The sequence below is a fragment of the Leisingera sp. XS_AS12 genome (assembly GCF_041224635.1).
Lineage (GTDB): Bacteria > Pseudomonadota > Alphaproteobacteria > Rhodobacterales > Rhodobacteraceae > Leisingera.
In genome coordinates this window covers 149,501-170,734 of sequence record NZ_JBGFGM010000104.1, presented here as the reverse complement: position 1 = coordinate 170,734, position 21,234 = coordinate 149,501, and the positions used below count along the sequence as shown (strand labels likewise).

Sequence of the window (21,234 nt, the reverse complement as noted above, 5' to 3'; positions counted from 1 at the left end):
CCATAGGGATGAAGATTTCGTCAGACCGCCGCGCGACGCCCGCCCGCAGGACGGGCCGCACCGGGGGTGGCGCAGCCGACGACCAGGCCCCCGTTTCGCCGCCGTGTCGGCTCAGCCCTGCTCGAACCGGCGGAACGCGAGGGCGATCAGACCGGCAATGACAAGGTAGACCAGGGCCAGCAGCAAGAGCGGCTCATAGACGATGAAGGTGTCCGATCGCACCCGCGAGGACACGGCATAGATGTCCACCACCGTGATCGTCGCCACCAGCGGTGTGGCCTTCAGCTGCAGGATCGTCTCGCCGCCCAGCGTCGGCAGCACGTTGCGCACCGCCTGCGGCAGCCAGATCCGGCGGAACATGGTGAAACGCGGCATGCCAAAGGACTTGGCCGCCTCCAGCTGGCCCTTGGCCACGCCGGAGAAGGCACCGCGCATCACCTCGCCCTCATAGCCCGCATAGGACAGCGTCAGCGCCAGCACCGCATAGGGCCAGGCCTGCCGCAGATAGGGCCACAGCTCGGACCCGCGGATCCAGGGGAACTGCGGAAACAGGGAGCCCAGCCCGTAATACAGCAGCCAGATCTGCAGCAGCAGCGGCGTGCCGCGGATGATGGTGCAGAAGGTGCGCGCCGGGATCGACAGGTACCAGGGGCCGATGGCCTGGGCGAGGCCCAGCGGCACCGCCAGCAGAAAGCCGAGGAAGGTCGACACCGCCAGGATCCAGATGGTGGTCCACAGCCCCTCCAGCGCCAGCGGTGCATACTGCGGGATCCAGTCCCAGCGCAGCGACAGCGCGCACCAGACCACAAGTGCGGCAAAAATCAGCATCATCACGATGCGGTGCGGCTGCATCAGCGCCTTCACACTGGTCATGCCGTGCCCCCTTTCAGCGAGGGCTGGCCGCGGCGCGCCCATTTTTCGATCCGGGCAAAGACCACACCGGAACACAGCGTCACCATCAGGTAGAGCGCGCCTGCCGCAAGGAAAAAGGTGAAATAGGCCCGCGTGCTGCTGGCCGCCTGCCGGGTCTCCAGCGTCAGCTCGTTGAAGCCGACCACCGCCAACAGCGCGGTGTCCTTGGTGGCGATCAGCCACAGGTTCGCCAGCCCCGGCACGGCAAAGCTCATCATCGCCGGGATCGTCACCCGGCGCATGATCATGAAGGCGGGCATGCCATAGGATTTCGCCGCCTCGATCTGGCCCGTCGGCACCGCCTTGATGGCGCCGCGCAGCACTTCGGTGGCATAGGCCCCCTGCACCACGCCCAGCACCCAGATGCCGGCCGCAACGCCGTTGATCTCGACCCGGCCGCCGCCCATCGCGGCGGAGATCTTGTTGATGATATCGCTGCCCACGTAATAGAGGATCAGGATCAGCACCAGTTCCGGCACCGCCCGGATCACCGTGGTGTAGATGGCGAGAAGATCACGCGTGACCTTCCCGCCGTAGAGTTTGCCATAGGCTCCGAACAGCCCGATCACCAGCCCCATGCCAAAGGCGCCAAAGGCGATCTGCAAGGAATTGACAAGCCCCCGCAGAAGGTTGCCGCCCCAGCCTGACAGCGACAGCAGCTCTGCGCTGGCGCCAAGGCCCAATAGTTCAAGCAGTCCGGTCACGTCAGCGCCTTAGTAGATGCTGGTGGTGAAGTATTTGGCGGTGATCTTCTCGTGGGTGCCGTCGGCCAGGATGGCCGCGATGCCCTTGTTAAGCGCCTCGCGCAGATCATCGTCGCCCTTGCGCACGCCTGCGCCCACGCCGCGCCCCAGGATGGCCGGATCATCCGCCACCGCGCCCTTGATCTCGCAGCAGCCGCCGGTGTCGGAGTTCACGAAATCCGCCATCGCGATGCTGTCCGCCTGGGTCGCATCGATGCGGCCTGCAACCAGGTCCTGGTTGGCCTCGTCCTGGGTTTGGTAGACCTTCAGCTCGGCGTCACCGAAATGCGCCTGCGCATAGGCCTGGTGGGTGGTCGAGGCCTGGATGCCCAGAATCTTGCCCGCCAGCGACTCCGGGGTGGGTTCGATGTCCATCGACTTGTCCGCCACGATCACCGCCGGGGTGTTGTAATAGGGATCGGTGAAATCGATCGTCTTCATCCGCTCCTCGGTGATCGACATCGAGGCCATGATGGCGTCGATCTGCTGGCCGGTCAGCGACGGGATGATGCCGTCCCAGGCCACCGGGGTGATGACGCAGTCCAGCTCCGCCGCGGCGCAGACCGCATCGATGATCTCGACCTCCCAGCCGCTCCAGTTGCCGGAGCTGTCGGGCGCCGCAAACGGCGGATAGGGCTCAGCGGCGATGCCGATCTTGACCTGTTCGGCCACGGCGGCACCGGCGAACAGCGCCGAGGCTGCGGTGGCAGCGGCAAGCAGTGATGTCAGTTTCATGTCATTCTCCCAGTTGGTTTTTATTTGCGTTGCGGTGGGGGTGTGTCAGGCGACCGAACTCAGGAACTGCTTCAGCCGCTCTGACTGCGGATTGCCAAAGACCTCGGCAGGCGGTCCCTGCTCTTCGATGCGGCCCTGGTAAAGGTAAACCACGTGGTTCGCGACCTCGCGGGCGAATTTCATCTCGTGGGTGACCAGCAGCATGGTGCGCCCCTCGGCGGCCAGATCGCGGATCACCGTCAGCACCTCGCCCACCAGCTCCGGGTCCAGCGCCGAGGTCGGCTCGTCGAACAGCATCGCCGACGGGTCCACCGCCAGCGCCCGCGCAATCGCCGCGCGCTGCTGCTGGCCGCCGGACAGATAGGCGGGATAGGTGTCCTCGCGCCCCGCCAGCCCGACCCGCTCCAGCAATTGGCGGGCGCGGGCCTCGGCCTCGGCCCGCGGTGTCTTCAGCACATGCACCGGCACCTCGATCACGTTTTCCAGCAGGGTGCGGTGGGTCCACAGGTTGAACTGCTGGAACACCATCGCCAGCCGGGTGCGGATGCGCTCGATCTGCTTCTGGTTCGCCGGGCTGCCATCGGGCCGCATCGCGACCTCCTCGCCGCCGATGACGATCTGCCCGGCGCTCGGCGTCTCGAGGAAATTGATGCAGCGCAGCATCGTCGACTTGCCCGAGCCCGAGCCGCCGATGATCGCCACCACATCGCCCTGCCGCGCCGTCAGCGACACCCCCTTCAGAACCTCCAGATCGCCGAACGACTTGTGCAGCCCGGCAACCCGGATCGCCTCGGGGCACGTATCGATCTCCGGGCTGGCGGCGTCTGCTGTGGCTGTGTCCATTGATGCGTCTTCCTGAATTTTCCGATTGCAGTAAGCCGCGACTCGCGTAATTATTCAAGTGTATAATTTCCTCACAGCCAAAACAGGAGCCGAGGTGACCGACGAGCGCCGCAAATTCAAACGCGAATCCGCCGAGGCGCGGAAGCAGGCGCTGATTCTCGCCACCCTCGACCTGGTGGCGGAAAACGGCGTCCGCGGTGCCACCGTGCGCGCCATCGCCGAGCGCGCCAATGTCACCCAGGGGCTGATCCGGCATTATTTCAGTTCCAAGGAAGAGCTGATCACCGCCGCCTATGAGCACCACATGACGGCGATGACCGATCAGACCATGGCCCCCGCCAGCGCCCTGCCCGACGATGCCGCGCGGACCGACAGCGCGCGCCAGCGGCTGATCGCCTTCGTCAACGCCTCGCTGACGCCGCCAGTGGTGGATCCGCGCGCCATCGCGCTCTGGGCCAGCTTCCTGAACAAGGTGCAGCAGGACCCGCAGATGAAGGCGACGCACGAGCGCACCTACGCCTATTTCCGCGACCATCTGCAGGGGCTGATTGCCGCCGCCCTGGCCGAGGCAGGCCGACACGCGGACCCGGCCCGCCAGCGCCGCCTGGCCATCGCCTGCAACGCGGTGATCGACGGGCTGTGGCTCGAAGGCGGTGCCCTGCCCGACGCATTCGCAGCCGGGGAACTGGCAGACATCGGGCGGCAATCGGTTGCCGCCATCATCGGATTGGATCTGGAACAAGAGGCGGAACAGCCATGAAACTGACAGCAGTCACCAAGCGCCTGGCCGGTCTCGGCGGCGGCAAATGGGAGGTGCATCTGAAAGCCCGGCAACTGGCCGAATCCGGTGCCGACGTGGTGGAAATGACCATCGGCGAACCGGATGTGCAGACCCCGGAGGAGCTGGTCGCCACCGCCATCCAGGCGATGCAGGCCGGGCGCACCGGCTATTCCGATGGCCGCGGCGAGGCTGGCCTGCGCGCCGCCCTGGCGGAGACCTACAGCGCCAGCCGCGGCCGCGCCTTCAGCGCGGACAACATCCTGTGCTTTCCGGGCACCCAGACCGCGCTTTATGCCGTGCTGCAAGGCGTGGCCGAGGCCGGCGACGAGGTGCTGGTGGGTGATCCGATGTATGCCACCTACGAGGGCGTGGTGCGCGCATCCGGCGCCGACATGGTGCCGCTGCCGCTGCGCCCGGAGGCGGGTTTTCGCATTCAGGCCAGCGACATCGCCGCCCGCCTCACCCCGCGCAGCCGCGCCATCCTGCTGACCACCCCGCACAATCCCACCGGCGCCATCCTGACGGCCCGGGATCTGCAGGAGATCGGCCAGCTGGCGCTGCAGCACGATCTGTGGATCATCTCGGACGAGGTCTACGAGCACCTGATCTTCGACGGCTCCGACTTTGTCTCGCCGCTGTCCGACCCGGCGCTGGCCGACCGGGTGATCGCGGTCTCCTCGATCTCGAAATCCCACGCCGCGCCGGGCTTTCGCAGCGGCTGGTGCGTCGGGCCCGCGGACTTCTGCACCGCCCTGCTGCCGGTTTCGGAAACCATGCTGTTCGGCAACCAGCCCTTCATCGCGGACATGACCGAAAAGGCGATTCGCGACGGCTCCCCCGTGGCTGCGGGCATGGCCGCCCGCTTTGCCGCCCGCGCGAACCTGCTGGCGCAGCGCCTGCACGCCGAGACCGCGCTGCGCGTCCACCGCCCCGAGGCCGGCATGTTCGCCCTCATCGACGTCTCCGCCACCGGCATGGACGGCGAGACCTATGCCTGGGACCTGCTGGACCACGGGGTTGCGGTGATGCCCGGCTCCGCCTTTGGTGACGGCCTGCGCGACTGGGTGCGGGTCGCGCTCACCATAGATGATGCGGATTTCACCACGGCGCTCGACCGGATCACCGCCCACGCAGCCCGCAACAAACGGAGCGTCGCATGACCACGGAAACCGTCGGCCAGGCACTGGTCACCCGTCTGAAATCGCGCGGCGTGGACTGCGTCTTCGGCATCCCCGGCGTGCACACGGTGGAGCTCTACCGCGGGCTTGCGGACTCGGGCATCCGCCATGTCACGCCGCGCCACGAGCAGGGCGCGGGCTTCATGGCCGATGGCTATGCGCGCGCCTGCGGACGGCCGGGCGTGGCCTTTGTCATCACCGGCCCCGGCCTCACCAACACGCTGACCGCCATGGCCCAGGCACGCGCCGATTCCGTGCCGATGCTGGTGGTCTCCGGCGTCAACGCCAGCGCAACGCTCGGCCTCCAGCACGGCCACCTGCATGAGCTGCCGGACCAGCACGCGCTGGCCAGGACCGTGGCGCTGACCTCGCAGCATGTCGCCCGCCCGGCCGAGCTGGATGACGCGCTCACCGCCGCCTTTGCGCCGTTTGCCATCGGTCGCCCCGGCCCGACCCACGTGCAAATCCCGCTGGATGTGGCGGGTGCCGCCGCGGACGCCGGCGCCACCACGGCCGAAAGCTGCACCCCGCCACCCCCGGACCCGGAACTGATTGCCCGCGCCGCCAGCCAGCTGGCGCAGGCGGACCGCGTGGTGATCCTCGCCGGTGGCGGTGCCAAAAACGCCAGCGCCGAGCTGCGCGCGCTGGCCGAGCATCTGGACGCGCCGGTGGTGCAGACCGTCAACGCCCGCGGGCTGATGCACGGCCATGCACTGTCGGTGCCCGCCAGCCCCAGCCTCAAAGCCGTGCGCGCGCTGATCGAGGACGCCGATTGCGTGCTGGCGCTCGGCACCGAGCTGGGGCCGACCGACTACGACATGTATGCCACCGGCCAGAAGGCGGCGATGCGCAACCTGATCCGCATCGACATCTGCCCGCATCAGCTGGCCCGCCATCCCGCGGCGCTGACCATCCCCGGCCAGGCCCAGGCGGCCGCCGCGGCGCTGCGCTCGGCCTTGCCCGCCCAGCCGCGCGAAACCGGCGGGGCAACCCGTGCCGAGACCACCCGCGCCGCCGCGTTCGAGGAAATCGGCCCCGCCTATCGCCGCCAGGTCGAGGTGCTGAACGCCATGCGCGACGCGGTGCCGGATGCGCTGATGGTGGGCGATTCCACCCAGCCGATCTATGCCGGCAACCTCTACTATGACCACGACCGCCCCGGCGGCTGGTTCAATGCCGCCACCGGCTATGGCGCGCTCGGCTATGGCATTCCGGCTGCCATCGGCGCCGCCATCGCCGCGCCCGACAGCCCGGTGATCTGCATCACCGGCGACGGCGGCGCGCAGTTCTCCCTGCCGGAAGTGATGGCGGCGGTGGATGAAAACCTGCCCGTCACCTTCGTGATCTGGAACAACCGCGGCTATGGCGAGATCGCCTCCGCCATGGAGGAGGTCGAGGTGCCGGTGGTGGGCTGCGACCCCACGCCACCGGATTTTGCCGCCACCGCGCGCTCCTTCGGCATCGCCCATGTGCGCGTGCCGCAGGAGCCGGAAGCCATCGCCACCGCCCTGACACGGGCGCGCGCGCTCAACGCGCCGTCCTTTCTGGAAATCGACATCCCCGCCACCGCGCCGGGACAGGAGTAAGCCATGCAGAACCCTTCCTATGAATTCGCCCGCGCCATCACCCGCCGCCCCGCGTCCAGCATCGCCGATGGCCTGCGGGCCGAGGACATGGGCAATCCGGACCTCGAAGGTATGCTGGCCGCCCACACCGCCTATGTGACCGCGCTGCGCAGCACCGGCGCCGAGGTGGTCGAACTGCCGCCGCTGGAGGCCTTTCCCGACGCGCAGTTCGTCGAGGACACCGCCCTGTGCCTGCCGCAGGGTGCCATCCTGATGCGCCCCGGAGCACCCTCGCGGCTGGGCGAAGTGGCGGAAATGGCTCCGACCTTGCGGGCCTGCTACGACGATGTGCGCGAGATCACCGGCCCGGGCCATATCGAGGGCGGCGACATCCTGGTCACCGGCCGCGAAATCCTCGTCGGCCGCTCCGACCGCACCGATGCCGCCGGCGTGGCAGAGCTGGCCGAGATCGTCGCCGAATGGGGCCACAGCTTGCGTGAGGTCTTCACGCCCCCCGGTGTTCTGCATTTCAAGACCGACTGTTCGCTGATGGACGCCGAAACCATTCTGGCCACCAAGCGCCTCGATGCCTCGGGCTGTTTCGAGGGCTACCGGGTTCTCCACGTCGCCGAGGGCGAGGAGGCCGCCGCCAACGCGATCCGCTTCAACAATCTGGTGCTGATGGCCGCGGGCTTCCCGCGCACGGCCGAGATGCTGGACAAGGCAGGGTATGAGATCGTGGAGATCGACAACACCGACTGCGCCCTGCTCGACGGCGGCATGTCCTGCCTGTCGCTGCGCTTCTGAAGCGCGAAAACGACCCGGGTCCGGCTGGGATCAGCCGGACGCCACGCCCCCTTGCGCAGAGGGCCGCGCGCACCAGCGTGCCCCCGCCGCGACCGGCGTTATTTTCAGCCCGGCAGGCTCTAGGGGCGCAAGCGCCACAGCCTTCCCGGCCCGACGGCCTGACCGACCACGCCGGAAAGGGTGGCCATATGCCAGGCAAGGGTCTGATTTGAGCTGAGCACCGGAAGGCCCAGGGTATCCTCCAACGTGGGAATGATATCCAGCGTGCGCAGATTGGTGCAGGACAGGAAGATGCCGTCGATATCGCCCTCCCGAGCGATCGCCCCGGCAGCATCCATCAGCGATTGCGGCGAGATGCGGGCGACCTTCGGCTCCTGCTCCTCGCCGAATGACAGGCTGTGCGGCACCACGATCCCCTGCGCCTCCAGGGCCCGCTGCAGCGGCGCCGCCACGGTTTCGATATAGGGAGAGATCAGGCCCAGCCGCCGCACACCTGTCACCTCGAGGGCTTTCAGCGTTGCGGTGAACGGCTCCGTGACGCTATCCGTCGGCGCGGCCTCCGACACCAATTCGCGCACCCGGTCCGCCCCAATCATCATCGCGCCCGAGGTGCAGCCGTATCCAACCGCAGCATAACGCGGCGCTTTCGGCAACAGATCGGCCGCCGCCGGAATGGTGGCCTCCATCGCCTGCAGGGTCTCGGGATTAAGCTCGGCGCGTGAGGGCACCCGGCTCACGTGGAGGCGCGCGACCTCCGGCGGGAAGATCCGGCGCAGGTCCTCTTCAAGCGTTTCATCATTCTCCAGCACCAGCACCCCAAGTCGCGGCAGCGGGCTATCGGAGAGGTCACAGTGGAAATGGGACACGTCAGATCTCCGGCAGATGATAGGGCGCACGGGGCGAGAGAAGCTCGGCCCCTTGCGCGCCCAGAACGATGTTTTCCTCATGCACCAGCCCGACCCCGTCCGGGCCGAACACCCCCGGCTCAAGCGTCAGCACCATGCCCTCGCGCAGCTCCGTCCCATCCTGCGGCGTAAAGGAGGGCCATTCCGTAAGCGTAACCCCCAGCCCATGGCCGAGGCGACCGCTGGCGGGCTCAAACCCCTTTTTGCGCAGCGCCTCCGCCATCAGCCGGTGCACGTCCGCAGCCCGCATGCCCGGCCGCAGGGCGTCGAGCGCAACCTCGGTTGCCTCCCACAGCGCCTCGTGCATGCGCCGGGCCGAGGCGCTGGCGGGACCCACCGAATAGTTGCGGTCAAAGTCGCAGAAGTAGCCGTCGCGCACGGCCCCCGCATCCAGCATCAGTATGTCACCGCGGGTCAGGGGATGGGCTGTTGCGGGCGAGATCACATCGCCATAGCCACCGGCACCGGCGCCTCCGGCGACATAGCTGACCCAATCCGCTCCCTCCTGCAGCAGCGCGACCTGAAAGGCGCGGAAAACCGCGTCCAGCCCCTGCCCGGCCTGCGCGAACTCCGGCACCCGGGCAAAGGCCCGGGCGGCAATCGCGCAGGTCGCGCGTATCCGGTCCACCTCTGCCGGGGACTTGATCTCGCGCACGCGCTGGACAGCCCGGGTCGCATCCACCACCTGCCTGTCACCCAAGAGGCCGACAAGGCGGTGATAATCCGCAAGCGGCATCCTCAGATGGGTCTCCAACCCCATCGGCAGCCCGACACGCCCCTTGCAAGGTGTCAGGTCCAGCAGCGTCTGCGTGAGCAGGGTAACCCCGTCATCCTCCGGATCCGGCGCGTTCCAGGTCCGGATCTCGGACACCCAGGTCCGCCCCATCAGCTCCGCGCCGATCGCGGGAATGACCGCAACAGGGTCTCCCTCACGCGGGATCACCATGAACCACGGACGGGCCGGGCTTTCCCAGAACCGGGTCAGGAAGCCGGTGGTATAGAACACATCCGCCGCCGAGCTGAGCAGCAGCGCATCCAGGTCCTCCTGCGCCATCTGCGCCTGCAAGCGCCGCAGGCGGGAGCGGTACTCTGCCGCCGGAAAGATCAGCGATCGCTCAGTCATCCGTCGCCCCTTCGCTGAGGATGGCCAGCACCCGTGCCTCGGCACCGACCTCCAGCCCGGCCAGCATTGCCGCCAACCCGGCCCCGCCCGAGGGCGAGGAGGCCACTCCGCAGTCCGCAAGCGCGGCAATGCCTTCCGCCGCTTCGTCCTCTGACAGGGTGACGAAAACATCCGCATCCCGCGCCAGCCCATTCAGCGCGATCAACGAAGGGGTCTTGCAATCAAGCCGCCCCATCGCGGACACCGGTCCCTGCGTTTCAACGACCCTGCCTGCGCGGATACTTTCAATCAGCGCCGGTGCGGCGTCGGGTTCCACAACGATGATCTGCGGCCCGCGCCCCCAAGTGTGGCGGAACCAGGCAGCAGCGGCCGCCGCCAAGCCGCCCACTCCGGCCTGAAGCAGAATATGCGTCGGCGGCTCCGCCAGTTGCGCGGTCACTTCGGCGGCGAGCGCGAGATAGCCCTGCATCACCTGGCCGGGGAGGTCGACATAGCCGGGCCAGGAACTGTCGGACAGCAGCGTCCAGCCGTGCGCCTCGGCAGCGGCCTCGGCCGCCGCCATGCTGGCAGCGTAATCCGCGCCTTCGACGACGACCTCCGCCCCCTTGGCCCGCAGCCGATCGGCAAAACTGTCGGGCACGGTTGTCGCAAGATAGACAATCGCCCGCGCGCCGAACTGCGCCGCGCCCGCCGCAACCGACAGCCCATGATTGCCGGCACTGGCAGTCACGAAACAGCGGTCGGCGAGCGCGTGCTTGATGTCGCCGCCACGGGCCGCCGCCGCGCGCGCGATGACATGGGCCGCACCCAGCGCCTTGAAACTGCCTAGCCCCATGCGGTCGCGTTCGTCCTTCACCCAGACCTCCGAAACCTGCGCCCGTCTGGCCAGTTCGGGCACGGAGAGCAGCGGTGTGGCCGCATAGGCCGGGCAACGGCCGAGAAGCTCCAGCACCGAATGCGCCTCAACGCTTGGCATCGGGGCCTTCAGATCAAGCCCTCTGCCGCGCCACGGGTTCTGCAGGATGTTTGCCATGGATACGCCCCCTGATTTCCTGACGGTCAGCATATCAGCGCGGGCCGGATCTTAATCGGATCATTCCACCCAATCTGCGCCGTTATCAGGACCGGGATACGCCCACCGGGCCGAAGTTCGGATCGAAGGCCAGTCACAACTTCCCCCGAGGCCGAATTTCGGACACTCTCGCAAGATGGACAGATTCGACGCGCTCATTCTCAATGCCATTCAGGGCAACGCCCGATTGACGGCCGAGGCCCTGTCGACCACCGTCGGCCTGTCCCCGGACGCCTGCCGGAAACGGCTCGCCAAGCTCCGCGCCTCGGGGATCATCGAAGCCGAGATCGCCATCCTCGAGCCGAAATCCGTCGGCAGGGAACTCCTGCTGATCGTCGAGGTCTCCCTGCAGAACGAGCGGCTGGGCGACATCGACGATTTCAAGGCCCGCATGGTCGCCGCACCGGAAGTGATGCAGTGCTACTACGTCACCGGCGACGCTGATTTCGTCCTGATCCTTTCGGCCGAGAGCATGGCCGACTACGAAGCCTTCACCCGCCGCCATTTCTTTGCCGACGAGAACGTCCTGAAGTTCAGAACCAGTGCCGTGATGGATCGCGTGAAGGCAGGGTTCGCCCTGCCCGTCGCCCCCGCGTGAGACGCCCCGGCACTGCTCGCCCTTGTGGCGTGCCCAACCTGCGGATGCTGACATTCCCGGCTTCCACCCAGGAACGACGTGACACGCCAAATCGACCGCGGCTCATCCGAGCGACGCCATAGTACACATGAAAATCAATGATTTATGGCGGAGACGAAGGGATTCGAACCCTCGAGACGGTTTCCCGCCTACTCCCTTAGCAGGGGAGCGCCTTCGACCACTCGGCCACGTCTCCGCTGACCCGTATATGACCCACCGCCCGGAGAGACAAGGCGTTTTTTCAATTTTCTTTGCCGCCTGCAAACGCGTGGATTTCCCGGTGTTTCCCGCAGGCTCGCTCCCCCTGCGGGGGACTCTGTGCAGTGCCGCCCCGATGAACATGAAGAAGGCCCGCGCGGGCTGCGCGGGCCTTCCCCTTTCGTGGCCGACTGACCGCAGATCACAGTTCCGCAGGCAGCAGCGCCTCCGGCAGGTTCTGATAGCACACCGGGCGCAGGAAACGCCGGATCGACAGCGTGCCGACCGAGGTGGCGCCGAAATTGGTCGAGGCCGGGTAAGGCCCGCCATGCACCATGCTGTCAGCCACCTCGACCCCGGTGGGGAAGCCGTTGACCAGCACCCGTCCGGCCTTGCGCTCAGCGATGGGCAACAGCGCGCGGGCGGCATCGGTGTCGCCCTCGTCCATGTGCAGGGTCACGGTCAACTGACCCTCCAACCCGCGTGCCAGGGTCTCCATCTGGCCCGCGTCCGCCACCCGGACCACCAGCCCCAGCGGGCCAAAGACTTCCTCACCCAGGCTGTGGTCCTGCAGGTAGGCCTCGGCCGTGGTTTCATAGAGGTTGGGCCGCGCGCAGCGCCCCGCGCTGTCCGTGACCAGCACCGGGCGCACCATCTCCGCAGCGTCAAGGCGCGCTTTGCCGTCGCGGTAGGCCTGCGCGATGCCGTCGGTCAGCATGACCTGCTCCGGCGCCTGCTCCAGCGCTGCGGCGGCAGCCTGCACCAGCGCATCGCCTGCCGCCCCCGCGGGCACCACGGCAACGCCGGGGTTGGTGCAGAACTGCCCTGCCCCCATGGTCAGCGAGGCCGCCCAGCCCGCGCCGATCTCGGCACCGCGGGCGGCCGCGGCCTCGGGCAGTACGAACATCGGGTTGACGCTGCCCAGCTCGCCGAAGAAGGGGATCGGCTCGGGCCGCTGCGCGCAGAGGTCAAACAGCGCCCGCCCCCCGGCCAGCGAGCCGGTAAAGCCCACCGCCTTGATGAAGGGATGCTGCACCAGCGCCTGGCCGACATCGCGCTTGCCGCCCTGGATCAGCGAGAAGACCCCGGCCGGCATGCCGCATTTCCGCACCGCCGCATGCACCGCCTCGGCGACGATCTCGCCGGTGCCGGGATGGGCGGAGTGGCCCTTGACCACCACCGGGCAGCCCGCCGCCAGCGCCGCCGCCGTGTCCCCGCCCGCGGTAGAGAAGGCCAGCGGGAAGTTCGACGCGCCGAACACCGCAACCGGGCCGATCGGGCGCTGCACCATGCGCAGATCCGGACGCGGCAAGGGGGCGCGATCCGGCAGAGCTGCGTCGTGACGGCGGTCGAGATAGGCACCCTCCAGAATGTGCTGGGCAAACAGCCGCAGCTGGCCGGTGGTGCGGCCGCGCTCGCCCTCCAGCCGCGCCTGCGGCAGGCCGGTCTCCTGGCAGCCGATCTCGGTGATCGCGTCGCCGCGGGCCTCGATCTCGTCAGCGATGGCGTTGAGGAAGGCGGCGCGCTCGGCGCGGCTGCTGTACCCGTAGCTCCAGAACGCCGCCTCGGCGGCCTCGCAGGCCTGCTCCACCAGCGCCGGGGTGCCGCGGCTGAAGGCATGTGCCGGGCCGCTTGCGGGCTCCGAGCGGAAGGTCTCGCTGTGGGCGATCCATTCGCCCGCGATCAGATGTTTGCCATGCGGTTCAAAGCTCATACCGCGCTCTCCTGTTCCCAGTTGCTGACCATCTTGCAGGCGATCTCGAAGGCGGCGCGGGTGGCGCCCACGTCCGCCTCGCCGCGACCCGCGATGTCAAAGGCAGTGCCATGCGCCGGGGTGGTCACCGGCACCGGCAGCCCGCCCTGCACCGTCACCCCGCGGTCAAACCCCAACAGCTTCAGCGCGATCTGGCCCTGGTCGTGATACATGGTCACCACCGCGTCGATCTCGCCGCGGGTGACCTTCAGGAACACCGTGTCCGAGGGCAGCGGCCCGGTCACCGCCATCTGGCCGCCTGCCAGTTTGCGCACGGCCGGTTCGATCACGTCGATCTCCTCGCGGCCGAAGTTGCCGCCGTCGCCCGCATGCGGGTTCAGCGCCGCCACCGCGATGCGCGGCCGTGCATAGCCCGCCCGGCGCAGGGTGCGATCAATCAGGTGGGTTGCCTCCTCGATGCGGTGCGCATCAATGGCATCCGCCACGTCCTTCAGCGCGATATGGCTGGTCACCCGGCTGGTCCACATGCCGTCCAGCGTGTTCAGCTCCGAGATATAGCCGCTGACGCCCAGCTTTTCGGCCATGTAATGCAGCTCGTCCGAATGGCCGATCCCGGCCATATGCATCGACGCCTTGTTGAACGGCGCAAAGACGATCGCGTCGATCACCCCCTGCTGCACGAAGTCCAGCGCCTGATCCAGCACCCGCAGGGTCGAGCGGCCCGAGGCCTCGGTGCTTTCGGCAAGCACCACCTCGTCCGGCGTCAGGGTCTGCATTTCGTGCAGCGCCAGCCCGTCCACCCTGGTCCAGTCGGCGGCGGCGGCATCCACCGCCGTCATCTCGTGGGACAGCCCGGCCTGCGCCTGGCCCAGTTCAAACACATGGCGGTCGCCGATCAGCAGCACCTCGGCCTCGGCGATGCAGTCCTCGGCCAGCAGCCGGGCAACCAGTTCCGGCCCGATGCCGCTGGGGTCACCGGGGATGAGTCCAATCCTTGGGGACATGTCTACTCCGTTTCGTCAGCCCTGGCGCTCGTCGCGCAGGGCGTTTCTGATGTTGGTCACAGCCGAGGCCAGATGGCGGCGCAGGGCGGTTGAGGTGGTCTTGGCATCACGCCGGCTCAGCGCGTCGACGATTGCCCGGTGTTCGGCAAAGGTCTGCTCGCGGCCGGACTGGCGCTGCGAAGACTGGAAACGCGCCCGCCACAGGCGCGCGTTGTATTTCTGATGGGTGTCGATCAGCGGCGCATTGCGGCTGGCCTGCACGATGGTCTCATGCAGTTCCATGTCCAGCCGGAAGGATTCAAGCGGCGTCAGGCTGCCGTCCTCGGCCTCCATGCGCTGCTGGCAATCGATCACCTTGGCGATCTCCTCCTCGGTGATGCTGGCGCAGGCCAGCTCGCCCGCCAGCGCCTCCAGCGCACCCATGACGACCAGGTTTTCCTCGATCTCGCGGATCGGCGGATTGGCCACCTGCGGGCGGCGGGTGACCGAGTATTCGATCAGCCCGTCCTGCTCCAGGATGGTCAGCGCCTTGGTCAGCGGCGTGCGGCTGATGCCCAGCGCCGCCGCCAGATCGCGCTCCGAGATATGCGCCCCGGCGGGCAGCTTCTCCAGCAGGATCAGCTCGCGCAGCTTGTCGGCCGCAATCTCGACCAACGTGGCACGCGGGCGCGCCAGGGCCAGTTCACTGGTGTCCAGGTCGGAGATTTCAGCCTTCTTGCTCATGTCATTTGCCCCATTTCAGCACCACCGGATCCAGCGGCCGGATCAGTCGGAAAAGAGCCTCCTTTGTCTGCGAATGCAATGGCGCGATGGGGTGGCGGCAGAAATCCGAGGCAATCACGCCGCCCTCGACCATTGCCGCCTTGGCAGAGCGGAAGCCGCATTGGCGGTTTTCATGGTTCACCGCGGGCAGCACCCTTGCATAGGCCGCGGTGGCCGCATCCAGATCGCCCGCGGCGAAATGATCCAGCACCGGCTTGATCTGATCGGGGATCATCGCGCTGGTCATGGCACCGGTCGCACCGGCCTCCAGATCCGCCAGCAGGGTGATCGCCTCCTCGCCGTCAAACGGGCCTTCGATGGCATCGCCGCCCGCCGCCACCAGATCGCGCAGCTTGGCCGCGGCCTGGGGGCATTCGATCTTGAACAGCTTCACCATCTCGATCTCGCGCGCCATCCGCACCAGCAGCGGCACCGGCAGATCAACCCCGGAGAGGGGCGCATCCTGCACCATGATCGGCAGGCCCACCTCGCCCACGCGGGCAAACTGCTCGTACGTCTGCTCGGCCGAGCCCTTCAGCAGCGCGCCGTGGTAGGGCGGCATCATCATCACCATGGCCGCGCCGTGATCCTTGGCATGCTGCGCCCGCGCCACCGCGATCTGGGTCGCATAGTGGCTGATGGTGACGATCACCGGCAGCCGGCCTGCCATATGCGCCAGCGACACCTCGGTCAGCTTGCGGCGCTCCTCGTCGGTGATCAGGAACTGCTCGGAGAAATTGGCCAGGATACAGATGCCATCGCTGCCCTGGTCGACCATGCAGTCGATGACGCGTTTCATGCCCTCGTAATCCACCGTGCCGTCCGGGTGGAACGGGGTCGGTGCGACGGGCCAGATACCGGAATATGTGGTCATTCTGTGATCTCGAAGTTGTGCAGGTGTTTGTCGGTGATCTCGATTCCAAGGCCCGGCTTGTCGTCGTCCAGTTGCAAGAAGCCGTCCACGGCCTCCGGGTCGCCCTCGAAGATGTAGTAGAACAGCTCATTGCCGACCTCGACGTCGAACACCGGGAAGTATTCGGCGATCGGACAATTCACGTTGGCCATGGTCAGGTGGTAGTTGTGCATCTGCCCGGCGTGCGGGATCACCGGGATCTGCGCCGCCTCGGCAATGGCGTTGATCTTCTGCGCCGCGGTGATGCCGCCGACGCGGTTGGTGTCATACTGCAGCACGCTGACGGCGCGGCGGTTGATCAGCTCGGCGCAGCCGATGACCGAGAATTCATGCTCGCCGCCCGAGATCGGCACGATGTTCATCGCGTTCAGCTCGGCATAGCCCGCCACGTCATCGGCGATCACCGGCTCTTCCAGCCAGCGCGGCTCATACTTGGCCAGCTTGGGCAGCATCCGCTTGGCGTAGTCCAGGTTCCAGCCCATGTAGCATTCCAGCATCAGGTCCTTGTCATAGCCGATGACCTCGCGCAGCGCCTCGACCCGCTTCAGGTTCTCGCGCATGCCCGCCATGCCGTCCTTGGGGCCAAAGCCGAACCGGGTCTTGTAACCGGTATAGCCGTTCTTCATCGCCTCCTCGGCCTCGGCCTGCATCGTTTCAACCGAGCCTGAGTAGAGCTTGGAGTAGTAGACCGGGATCTTTTCCTTGGTGCGCCCGCCCAACAGCTTGAACACCGGCTTGCCGGTCAGCTTGCCCATCAGGTCCCAGATCGCGATGTCGATCGCCGAGATCGCGGTCATGCCGATGCCCTTGCGGCCCCAGGCATGGCTGCGGCGGTACATCTTTTCCCACAGGTAGGCGTAGTCAAAGGGATCCTCGCCGATCACCAGCGGCGCATACCATTCGTCGATCGCCTGTTTCACCACCCGCGGCGCCAGCGCCGCATTGCCGATGCCGATGGTGCCATCCTCGGTCTCCACCTCGCAGGTCAGCCACTGGTGAAAGCGAAAGGACTCCATCGCGTCGCCCTTGATCCACAGCGCGTCCGAGGCGTTGGTGCAGAAGTTCCCGGCAGGCGGAACCGTCGGCCCCTTCCAGCTCCAGACACGGGTTCGGACAGATTTGATCTTGGTCATTCAGGGCTCCTCTTTCTCTCACTTGGTGGCGTGTCCGGGGCCGGGTCTCACCGGCCGGGACACGAATCATGTTGACATCTGTTGTAACATGGTAATGGTATTTTGGAATGCCAAAATGCTAAAGCGCCAAAAAACGAGGAGGAGGCGGCGCAGCGCAGAAACGCGGCTTTCCGCCAGATGCGTCCGCCCTGTACAAACACCCCAAGACGGCGTCGCGGATGCGGCAGGACGTTCCAAACACACCGGAGGAGACATCATGAAAACCTTGAAGAAGACCCTGAGCGCGAGCCTCGCCGCCGCGACGCTGACCATCGCCGTGCCCGCCGCGGCGGACACTTACATCGTGGCCGTCGGCGCCGCCTCGAACAGCCTGCAGGGCAAAAGCGCCGCCCGCTTTGCCGAGGAGCTGCAAAACCGCCTGGGGGACGCGCACAAGGTGGAATTCTACGCCGATGCCCAGCTCGGCAACGAAAAGGAGCTGATGCAACGGCTGCGTCTGGGCACCGTCGACTTCACCCTGATCTCCTCGATCATGACCAACGTGGCACCGGAATTTGCCCTGTTCGACATGCCGTTCCTGGTGCAGGACCGCGCCCATCTGAAAGCCATCGACGCCGAGATCGTTCAGACCGATCTTGCGCCGCTGGCCGAGAAGGCAGGCCTGAAAGTGCTGTCGACCTGGGAGAACGGCTTTCGCCAGATCACCAACAGCGCCCGCCCCATCAACACCCCGGCCGACCTCGAAGGGCTGAAAATCCGCACGCCCTCGTCGGAATGGCGGGTGTCGATGTTCAAGGAATGGGGCGCCAACCCCACCCCGATGTCCTTCTCCGAGGTCTTCGTCGCGCTGCAGACCGGCACCATGGACGGCCAGGAAAACCCGCTGACCAACATTGTCGGCGCCAACTTCCAGGAGGTGCAGGGCTACCTGAGCCTGACCGGCCACGTCTACTCGCCCACCTATCTGACAACTGGCGCCGAGACCTGGGCCAAGCTGCCCGCCGAGGTCCAGACCGCCGTAACCGACGTCGCCGCCTCGGTGCAGGACTGGGCGCTGGCCCAGGGGGAAACCGCCGACAACGAGCTGGTCGAGAAAGTCCGCGCCGCCGGGGTCGAGGTGAACGAGGCCGACAAATCCGCCTTCATCGCCGCCTCCGCGCCGATCTACGAGGCCTTCGCCACCCAGGTTCCCGGCGGCGATGCGCTGGTGCAGCGCGCCCAGGACCTGGCCAAGTAACCAATCCAACGCCCCGGCCCGGCATGCCCGGCCGGGGCAACTACAAGACTGGAGGTGGGCATGATCGCACTGATCGAGCGCATACTTTTACGAGCCATCGAGACGATTTGCCTGTTGCTGCTGGTGATCCTGGCAGTGTCCGTCGTTTACGCGACCACCATGCGCTATCTCGGGGCATCCCCCGCATGGTATGATGAAATTGCCAGCGTGCTGCTGGCCTGGCTGACCTATTTCGGCGCCGCCTATGCGGTGTTTCTGCGCCAGCACATGGGGTTCTCCGGCATCGTCACCGCGCTGCCGCGGCATCTGGCGGTGGCGCTGGCGCTGTTTTCCGAACTGCTGGTCATCACCTATTTCGCCGTCGTCGCCTGGTACGGCAACGCGGTGCTGGCGGTGGCGAAATGGGACTCACTGCTGTCCTTGCGCTGGATGACGCTGGACATCGTGCAATCGGTGATCCCGATTGCCTCCGTCATCATGATCCTCGGCACCCTGCTGACCCTGCCCCGCGCCCTGCGCGCCGCAGCTGACGGCATCGACCCCGAGCACGCCGAGATCGAGCAGGCCATCGCCGAGGCCGAGGCCGAAACCGCCGCACTTGCCCAGAAGGAAGGCCTGAAATGATCCTGCTTTTGACCACGGTTGCCCTGATCACGCTGATCCTCATCAACGTGCCGATCGCGGTGGCCATCGGCGTGGTGTCGATGGGGGGCTTCCTGCTCACCTCCGGGCCGGATGCGCTCAACGACATGGTGATCAAGCTCTACTCCGGCTCCACCTCCTTTCCGCTGATCGCGATCCCGCTGTTCATCCTCGCGGGCAACCTGATGAACACCTCCGGCATCTCGCTGCGGCTCATCAACTTCGTCACCGCGCTGATCGGCTTCATCCGCGGCGGCCTCGGCATGGTCAACATCGGCGTGTCGATGGTCTTTGCCGAGATCTCCGGCTCGGCGGTGGCAGACGTGGCCGCCACCGGCACCGTGCTGATCCCCGAGATGAAGCGGCGCGGTTATTCGCGCACGCTCGCAGCCGCGATCACCTCCTCCTCCGCCTCGCTGGCCATCATCATCCCGCCGTCGATCCCGATGATCCTCTATGGCGCCATCGCCGAGACCTCGGTGATCAAGCTGTTCGTGGCCGGCGTCGTGCCGGGCCTGTTGGGCGCCTTCCTGCTGATGCTGGTCACCTGGGTGCTGGCGGTGCGCTATGACCTGCCGCGCGCTGAAGGCTTCGACCTCGGCTACGTCTGGAAGACCTTCAAGGAAGCCTTCTGGGCGCTGACCATGCCGGTCATCATCCTGGGCGGCATCTTTTCGGGCCTTGTCACCGCGACCGAGGGCGCGGGGCTCGCGGTACTGGCAGCGCTGGTGATCGGCCTGTTCGTCTACCGCGACCTTGACGTCTCGCGCCTGCGCAAGACCATGCTGGAGGGTGTCAGCCAGACCGGCATCGTTATGCTGCTAGTATCGACCTCTGCCGCACTGGGGCTGTTCCTGACCCAGGCGCAGGTGCCGCAGACGCTGGCGGCGGAAATCACCGAGGTCACCACCAACCCGCTGATCGTGCTGGCACTGCTGAACCTGCTGCTGCTGGTGCTGGGCATGTTCCTGCACGGTGCGGCGGCGATCATCCTGGTGGTGCCGGTGGTGATGCCGCTGGTCAACGCGGTGGGGATCGACCCGATCCACTTCGGCATCATGGTGACGCTGAACCTCGCCATCGGCCAGCAGACGCCGCCGGTTGCCTCGGTGCTGATCACCTCCTGCTCGATTGCCAAGGCGGGGATCTGGGAAACCTCGCGCACCAACCTGCCGTTCATCGGCGTGCTGGCGGTGATCCTTTTGCTGGTCACCTATGTGCCCGAGGTCTCGCTGGCGCTGACCGGCTACCTCGACTGATCTCCCTGTCGCGGGCGGCCCCGATCAGGCGGCCCGCAGACCCTCGCCCTGCCAGCCCGTGCCAACGCGGACCGGCAGGGCATTTTCTGTTTAGCCCGGAGCATCCGCGCAGGTCCAGACCACACGGATGTCCTGCCATTGGGACGCCGCTCAGGGCAGCAGTGCAAGCCGTTCCAGGAACAGGTTTTTCACCGCATCGGCCTCAACCGTCATGCAGACGTTGACCGGCGCGCGGCCGCTGTCTTCGGCGGCCAGGGTCGCGCCCGAGGTCTCCCCCTCGCAGGAGACGCGCAGCGGCAGCTGGCGCTTGCCGAACAGCTCCGGGTGGGTGCAGGCGATCACCGCTGCCGGATCGTGCAGCGAGCAGCCGTTCAGACCTGCGACCTCAAGGTAGAACTTGATGTAGAAATGCGACATCTCCTGCAGCATGCCACCCAGACGCGGCGACCTGGCGGCGATGGCGGCGAAATCCTCGGGCACGCAGAGAATGCGGTGGGTGACGTCCAGCCCGACAAAGACCACCTTGTCGCCGCCGGTGCAGACCACATCGGCCGCATGGGGATCGTGGTAGATATTGGCCTCGGCGTGGGGGGTGATGTTGCCGCCTTCCTCCAGCGAGCCGCCCATGATGACGATGCTTTTGACGTTCTCGATGAAATCAGGATCGCGCTGCATCGCCAGGGCGATGTTGGTCAGCGGGCCGACCGGGCAGACCACCAGCTCGCCCTTGTGCTCGCGCGCCATGCGGCACAGGAAATCGGCGGCGTCCTCCTCCAGCGGCTTGGCCTTGGGGTCGGCCGCCGGAATGTCGCCGAAACCTTCGGCCCCGTGCACATGCGCCGAGGGGGTAAAGGGCGGCAGCACCAGCGGTGCCTCCGCGCCTTGCGCCACCGGCGCATCCAGCCCCGCGGCCTCCAGCAGGCGCAGCGCGTTGCGGGTGGCCATCGGCGTGGTCACATTGCCGAAGATCGTGGTCAGCCCCAAAAGCTCGATATCCGGCGCCGCGACGGCATAGAAGATCGCCATGGCATCGTCGATGCCCGGATCGGTGTCGATAATCAGCTTTACCAT

Annotated in this window: 21 protein-coding genes and 1 tRNA gene; 8 read left to right on the top strand and 14 right to left on the bottom strand. The window is 66.9% G+C overall.

What is annotated here, in order from left to right; translation table 11 throughout:
- Positions 1 to 111: 111 nt before the first annotated feature.
- The 4 genes from AB9K35_RS13660 to AB9K35_RS13645 are packed head-to-tail and all read right to left on the bottom strand — an operon-like array spanning position 112 to position 3,233.
- Positions 112 to 873 carry an ABC transporter permease gene (locus AB9K35_RS13660; RefSeq protein WP_222454997.1) on the bottom strand — a complete coding sequence of 254 codons (762 nt, stop codon included), beginning with the start codon at positions 871 to 873 and terminating at the stop codon, positions 112 to 114.
- A complete protein-coding gene (locus AB9K35_RS13655) occupies positions 870 to 1,616 on the bottom strand; it encodes an ABC transporter permease (protein WP_222454996.1) in 747 nt (248 codons plus the stop codon). Before AB9K35_RS13655 ends, AB9K35_RS13660 begins: the two co-directional genes overlap by 4 nt.
- Before the next feature lie 9 nt (positions 1,617 to 1,625).
- A complete protein-coding gene (locus AB9K35_RS13650) occupies positions 1,626 to 2,390 on the bottom strand; it encodes a transporter substrate-binding domain-containing protein (protein ID WP_369926858.1) in 765 nt (254 codons plus the stop codon).
- Positions 2,391 to 2,435: 45 nt separating this feature from the next.
- The gene (locus tag AB9K35_RS13645; protein ID WP_369926856.1) at positions 2,436 to 3,233 is read right to left on the bottom strand and encodes an ABC transporter ATP-binding protein; all 798 of its coding nucleotides are present in this window, start codon (positions 3,231 to 3,233) and stop codon (positions 2,436 to 2,438) included.
- Positions 3,234 to 3,327: 94 nt separating this feature from the next.
- Between AB9K35_RS13645 and AB9K35_RS13640 the strand changes: the two genes are divergently transcribed.
- The 4 genes from AB9K35_RS13640 to AB9K35_RS13625 are packed head-to-tail and all read left to right on the top strand — an operon-like array spanning position 3,328 to position 7,564.
- Positions 3,328 to 3,993: a TetR family transcriptional regulator C-terminal domain-containing protein gene (locus AB9K35_RS13640; RefSeq protein ID WP_222454993.1), complete on the top strand. Its 666-nt coding sequence runs from the start codon at positions 3,328 to 3,330 to the stop codon at positions 3,991 to 3,993.
- On the top strand, positions 3,990 to 5,174 hold the full coding sequence (locus AB9K35_RS13635) for a pyridoxal phosphate-dependent aminotransferase (protein ID WP_369926854.1): 1,185 nt from the start codon (positions 3,990 to 3,992) through the stop codon (positions 5,172 to 5,174). The genes AB9K35_RS13640 and AB9K35_RS13635 overlap by 4 nt, the downstream gene beginning before the upstream one ends.
- Positions 5,171 to 6,778, top strand: a complete 1,608-nt coding sequence (locus AB9K35_RS13630) for a 5-guanidino-2-oxopentanoate decarboxylase (RefSeq protein ID WP_369926852.1) — start codon at positions 5,171 to 5,173, stop codon at positions 6,776 to 6,778. The genes AB9K35_RS13635 and AB9K35_RS13630 overlap by 4 nt, the downstream gene beginning before the upstream one ends.
- A 3-nt stretch (positions 6,779 to 6,781) precedes the next feature.
- Positions 6,782 to 7,564 carry an arginine deiminase family protein gene (locus AB9K35_RS13625; RefSeq protein ID WP_369926850.1) on the top strand — a complete coding sequence of 261 codons (783 nt, stop codon included), beginning with the start codon at positions 6,782 to 6,784 and terminating at the stop codon, positions 7,562 to 7,564.
- 119 nt (positions 7,565 to 7,683) lie between these two features.
- Here AB9K35_RS13625 and AB9K35_RS13620 read toward each other — a convergent pair whose 3' ends face one another.
- The 3 genes from AB9K35_RS13620 to AB9K35_RS13610 are packed head-to-tail and all read right to left on the bottom strand — an operon-like array spanning position 7,684 to position 10,625.
- On the bottom strand, positions 7,684 to 8,430 hold the full coding sequence (locus tag AB9K35_RS13620; RefSeq protein ID WP_369926848.1) for an aspartate/glutamate racemase family protein: 747 nt from the start codon (positions 8,428 to 8,430) through the stop codon (positions 7,684 to 7,686).
- Position 8,431: 1 nt separating this feature from the next.
- Positions 8,432 to 9,592 carry a M24 family metallopeptidase gene (locus AB9K35_RS13615; RefSeq protein ID WP_369926846.1) on the bottom strand — a complete coding sequence of 387 codons (1,161 nt, stop codon included), beginning with the start codon at positions 9,590 to 9,592 and terminating at the stop codon, positions 8,432 to 8,434.
- Positions 9,585 to 10,625 carry a pyridoxal-phosphate dependent enzyme gene (locus tag AB9K35_RS13610; protein ID WP_369926844.1) on the bottom strand — a complete coding sequence of 347 codons (1,041 nt, stop codon included), beginning with the start codon at positions 10,623 to 10,625 and terminating at the stop codon, positions 9,585 to 9,587. The genes AB9K35_RS13615 and AB9K35_RS13610 overlap by 8 nt, the downstream gene beginning before the upstream one ends.
- A 175-nt stretch (positions 10,626 to 10,800) precedes the next feature.
- Here AB9K35_RS13610 and AB9K35_RS13605 point away from each other — a divergent pair, with 175 nt between their 5' ends.
- Positions 10,801 to 11,262: an Lrp/AsnC family transcriptional regulator gene (locus AB9K35_RS13605; RefSeq protein WP_369926842.1), complete on the top strand. Its 462-nt coding sequence runs from the start codon at positions 10,801 to 10,803 to the stop codon at positions 11,260 to 11,262.
- A gap of 145 nt (positions 11,263 to 11,407) precedes the next feature.
- On the opposite strand, the gene AB9K35_RS13600 is transcribed toward AB9K35_RS13605, so the two are convergent.
- The 6 genes from AB9K35_RS13600 to AB9K35_RS13575 form a co-directional block, all read right to left on the bottom strand.
- Positions 11,408 to 11,497: transfer RNA gene (locus tag AB9K35_RS13600), tRNA-Ser, on the bottom strand.
- A gap of 204 nt (positions 11,498 to 11,701) precedes the next feature.
- The gene (locus tag AB9K35_RS13595; RefSeq protein ID WP_369926840.1) at positions 11,702 to 13,213 is read right to left on the bottom strand and encodes an aldehyde dehydrogenase (NADP(+)); all 1,512 of its coding nucleotides are present in this window, start codon (positions 13,211 to 13,213) and stop codon (positions 11,702 to 11,704) included.
- Complete coding sequence (locus tag AB9K35_RS13590; RefSeq protein WP_369926838.1) at positions 13,210 to 14,217, bottom strand: 4-hydroxythreonine-4-phosphate dehydrogenase PdxA; 1,008 nt, start codon at positions 14,215 to 14,217, stop codon at positions 13,210 to 13,212. Before AB9K35_RS13590 ends, AB9K35_RS13595 begins: the two co-directional genes overlap by 4 nt.
- A 15-nt stretch (positions 14,218 to 14,232) precedes the next feature.
- Positions 14,233 to 14,940, bottom strand: coding sequence for a GntR family transcriptional regulator (locus AB9K35_RS13585; RefSeq protein WP_222454983.1), 708 nt, complete (start codon positions 14,938 to 14,940; stop codon positions 14,233 to 14,235).
- Position 14,941: 1 nt separating this feature from the next.
- Positions 14,942 to 15,853 carry a dihydrodipicolinate synthase family protein gene (locus AB9K35_RS13580; protein WP_222454982.1) on the bottom strand — a complete coding sequence of 304 codons (912 nt, stop codon included), beginning with the start codon at positions 15,851 to 15,853 and terminating at the stop codon, positions 14,942 to 14,944.
- Complete coding sequence (locus tag AB9K35_RS13575; protein ID WP_369926835.1) at positions 15,850 to 17,025, bottom strand: L-rhamnonate dehydratase; 1,176 nt, start codon at positions 17,023 to 17,025, stop codon at positions 15,850 to 15,852. Before AB9K35_RS13575 ends, AB9K35_RS13580 begins: the two co-directional genes overlap by 4 nt.
- A gap of 256 nt (positions 17,026 to 17,281) precedes the next feature.
- Between AB9K35_RS13575 and AB9K35_RS13570 the strand changes: the two genes are divergently transcribed.
- The 3 genes from AB9K35_RS13570 to AB9K35_RS13560 are packed head-to-tail and all read left to right on the top strand — an operon-like array spanning position 17,282 to position 20,163.
- Positions 17,282 to 18,262, top strand: a complete 981-nt coding sequence (locus AB9K35_RS13570) for a TRAP transporter substrate-binding protein (protein ID WP_369926833.1) — start codon at positions 17,282 to 17,284, stop codon at positions 18,260 to 18,262.
- A gap of 60 nt (positions 18,263 to 18,322) precedes the next feature.
- Entirely contained in the window at positions 18,323 to 18,886 is a 564-nt protein-coding gene (locus tag AB9K35_RS13565; protein WP_222454979.1) for a TRAP transporter small permease subunit, read from the top strand.
- On the top strand, positions 18,883 to 20,163 hold the full coding sequence (locus AB9K35_RS13560) for a TRAP transporter large permease (RefSeq protein ID WP_369926830.1): 1,281 nt from the start codon (positions 18,883 to 18,885) through the stop codon (positions 20,161 to 20,163). Before AB9K35_RS13565 ends, AB9K35_RS13560 begins: the two co-directional genes overlap by 4 nt.
- 150 nt (positions 20,164 to 20,313) lie before the next feature.
- On the opposite strand, the gene AB9K35_RS13555 is transcribed toward AB9K35_RS13560, so the two are convergent.
- A complete protein-coding gene (locus AB9K35_RS13555) occupies positions 20,314 to 21,234 on the bottom strand; it encodes a nucleoside hydrolase (protein WP_369926828.1) in 921 nt (306 codons plus the stop codon).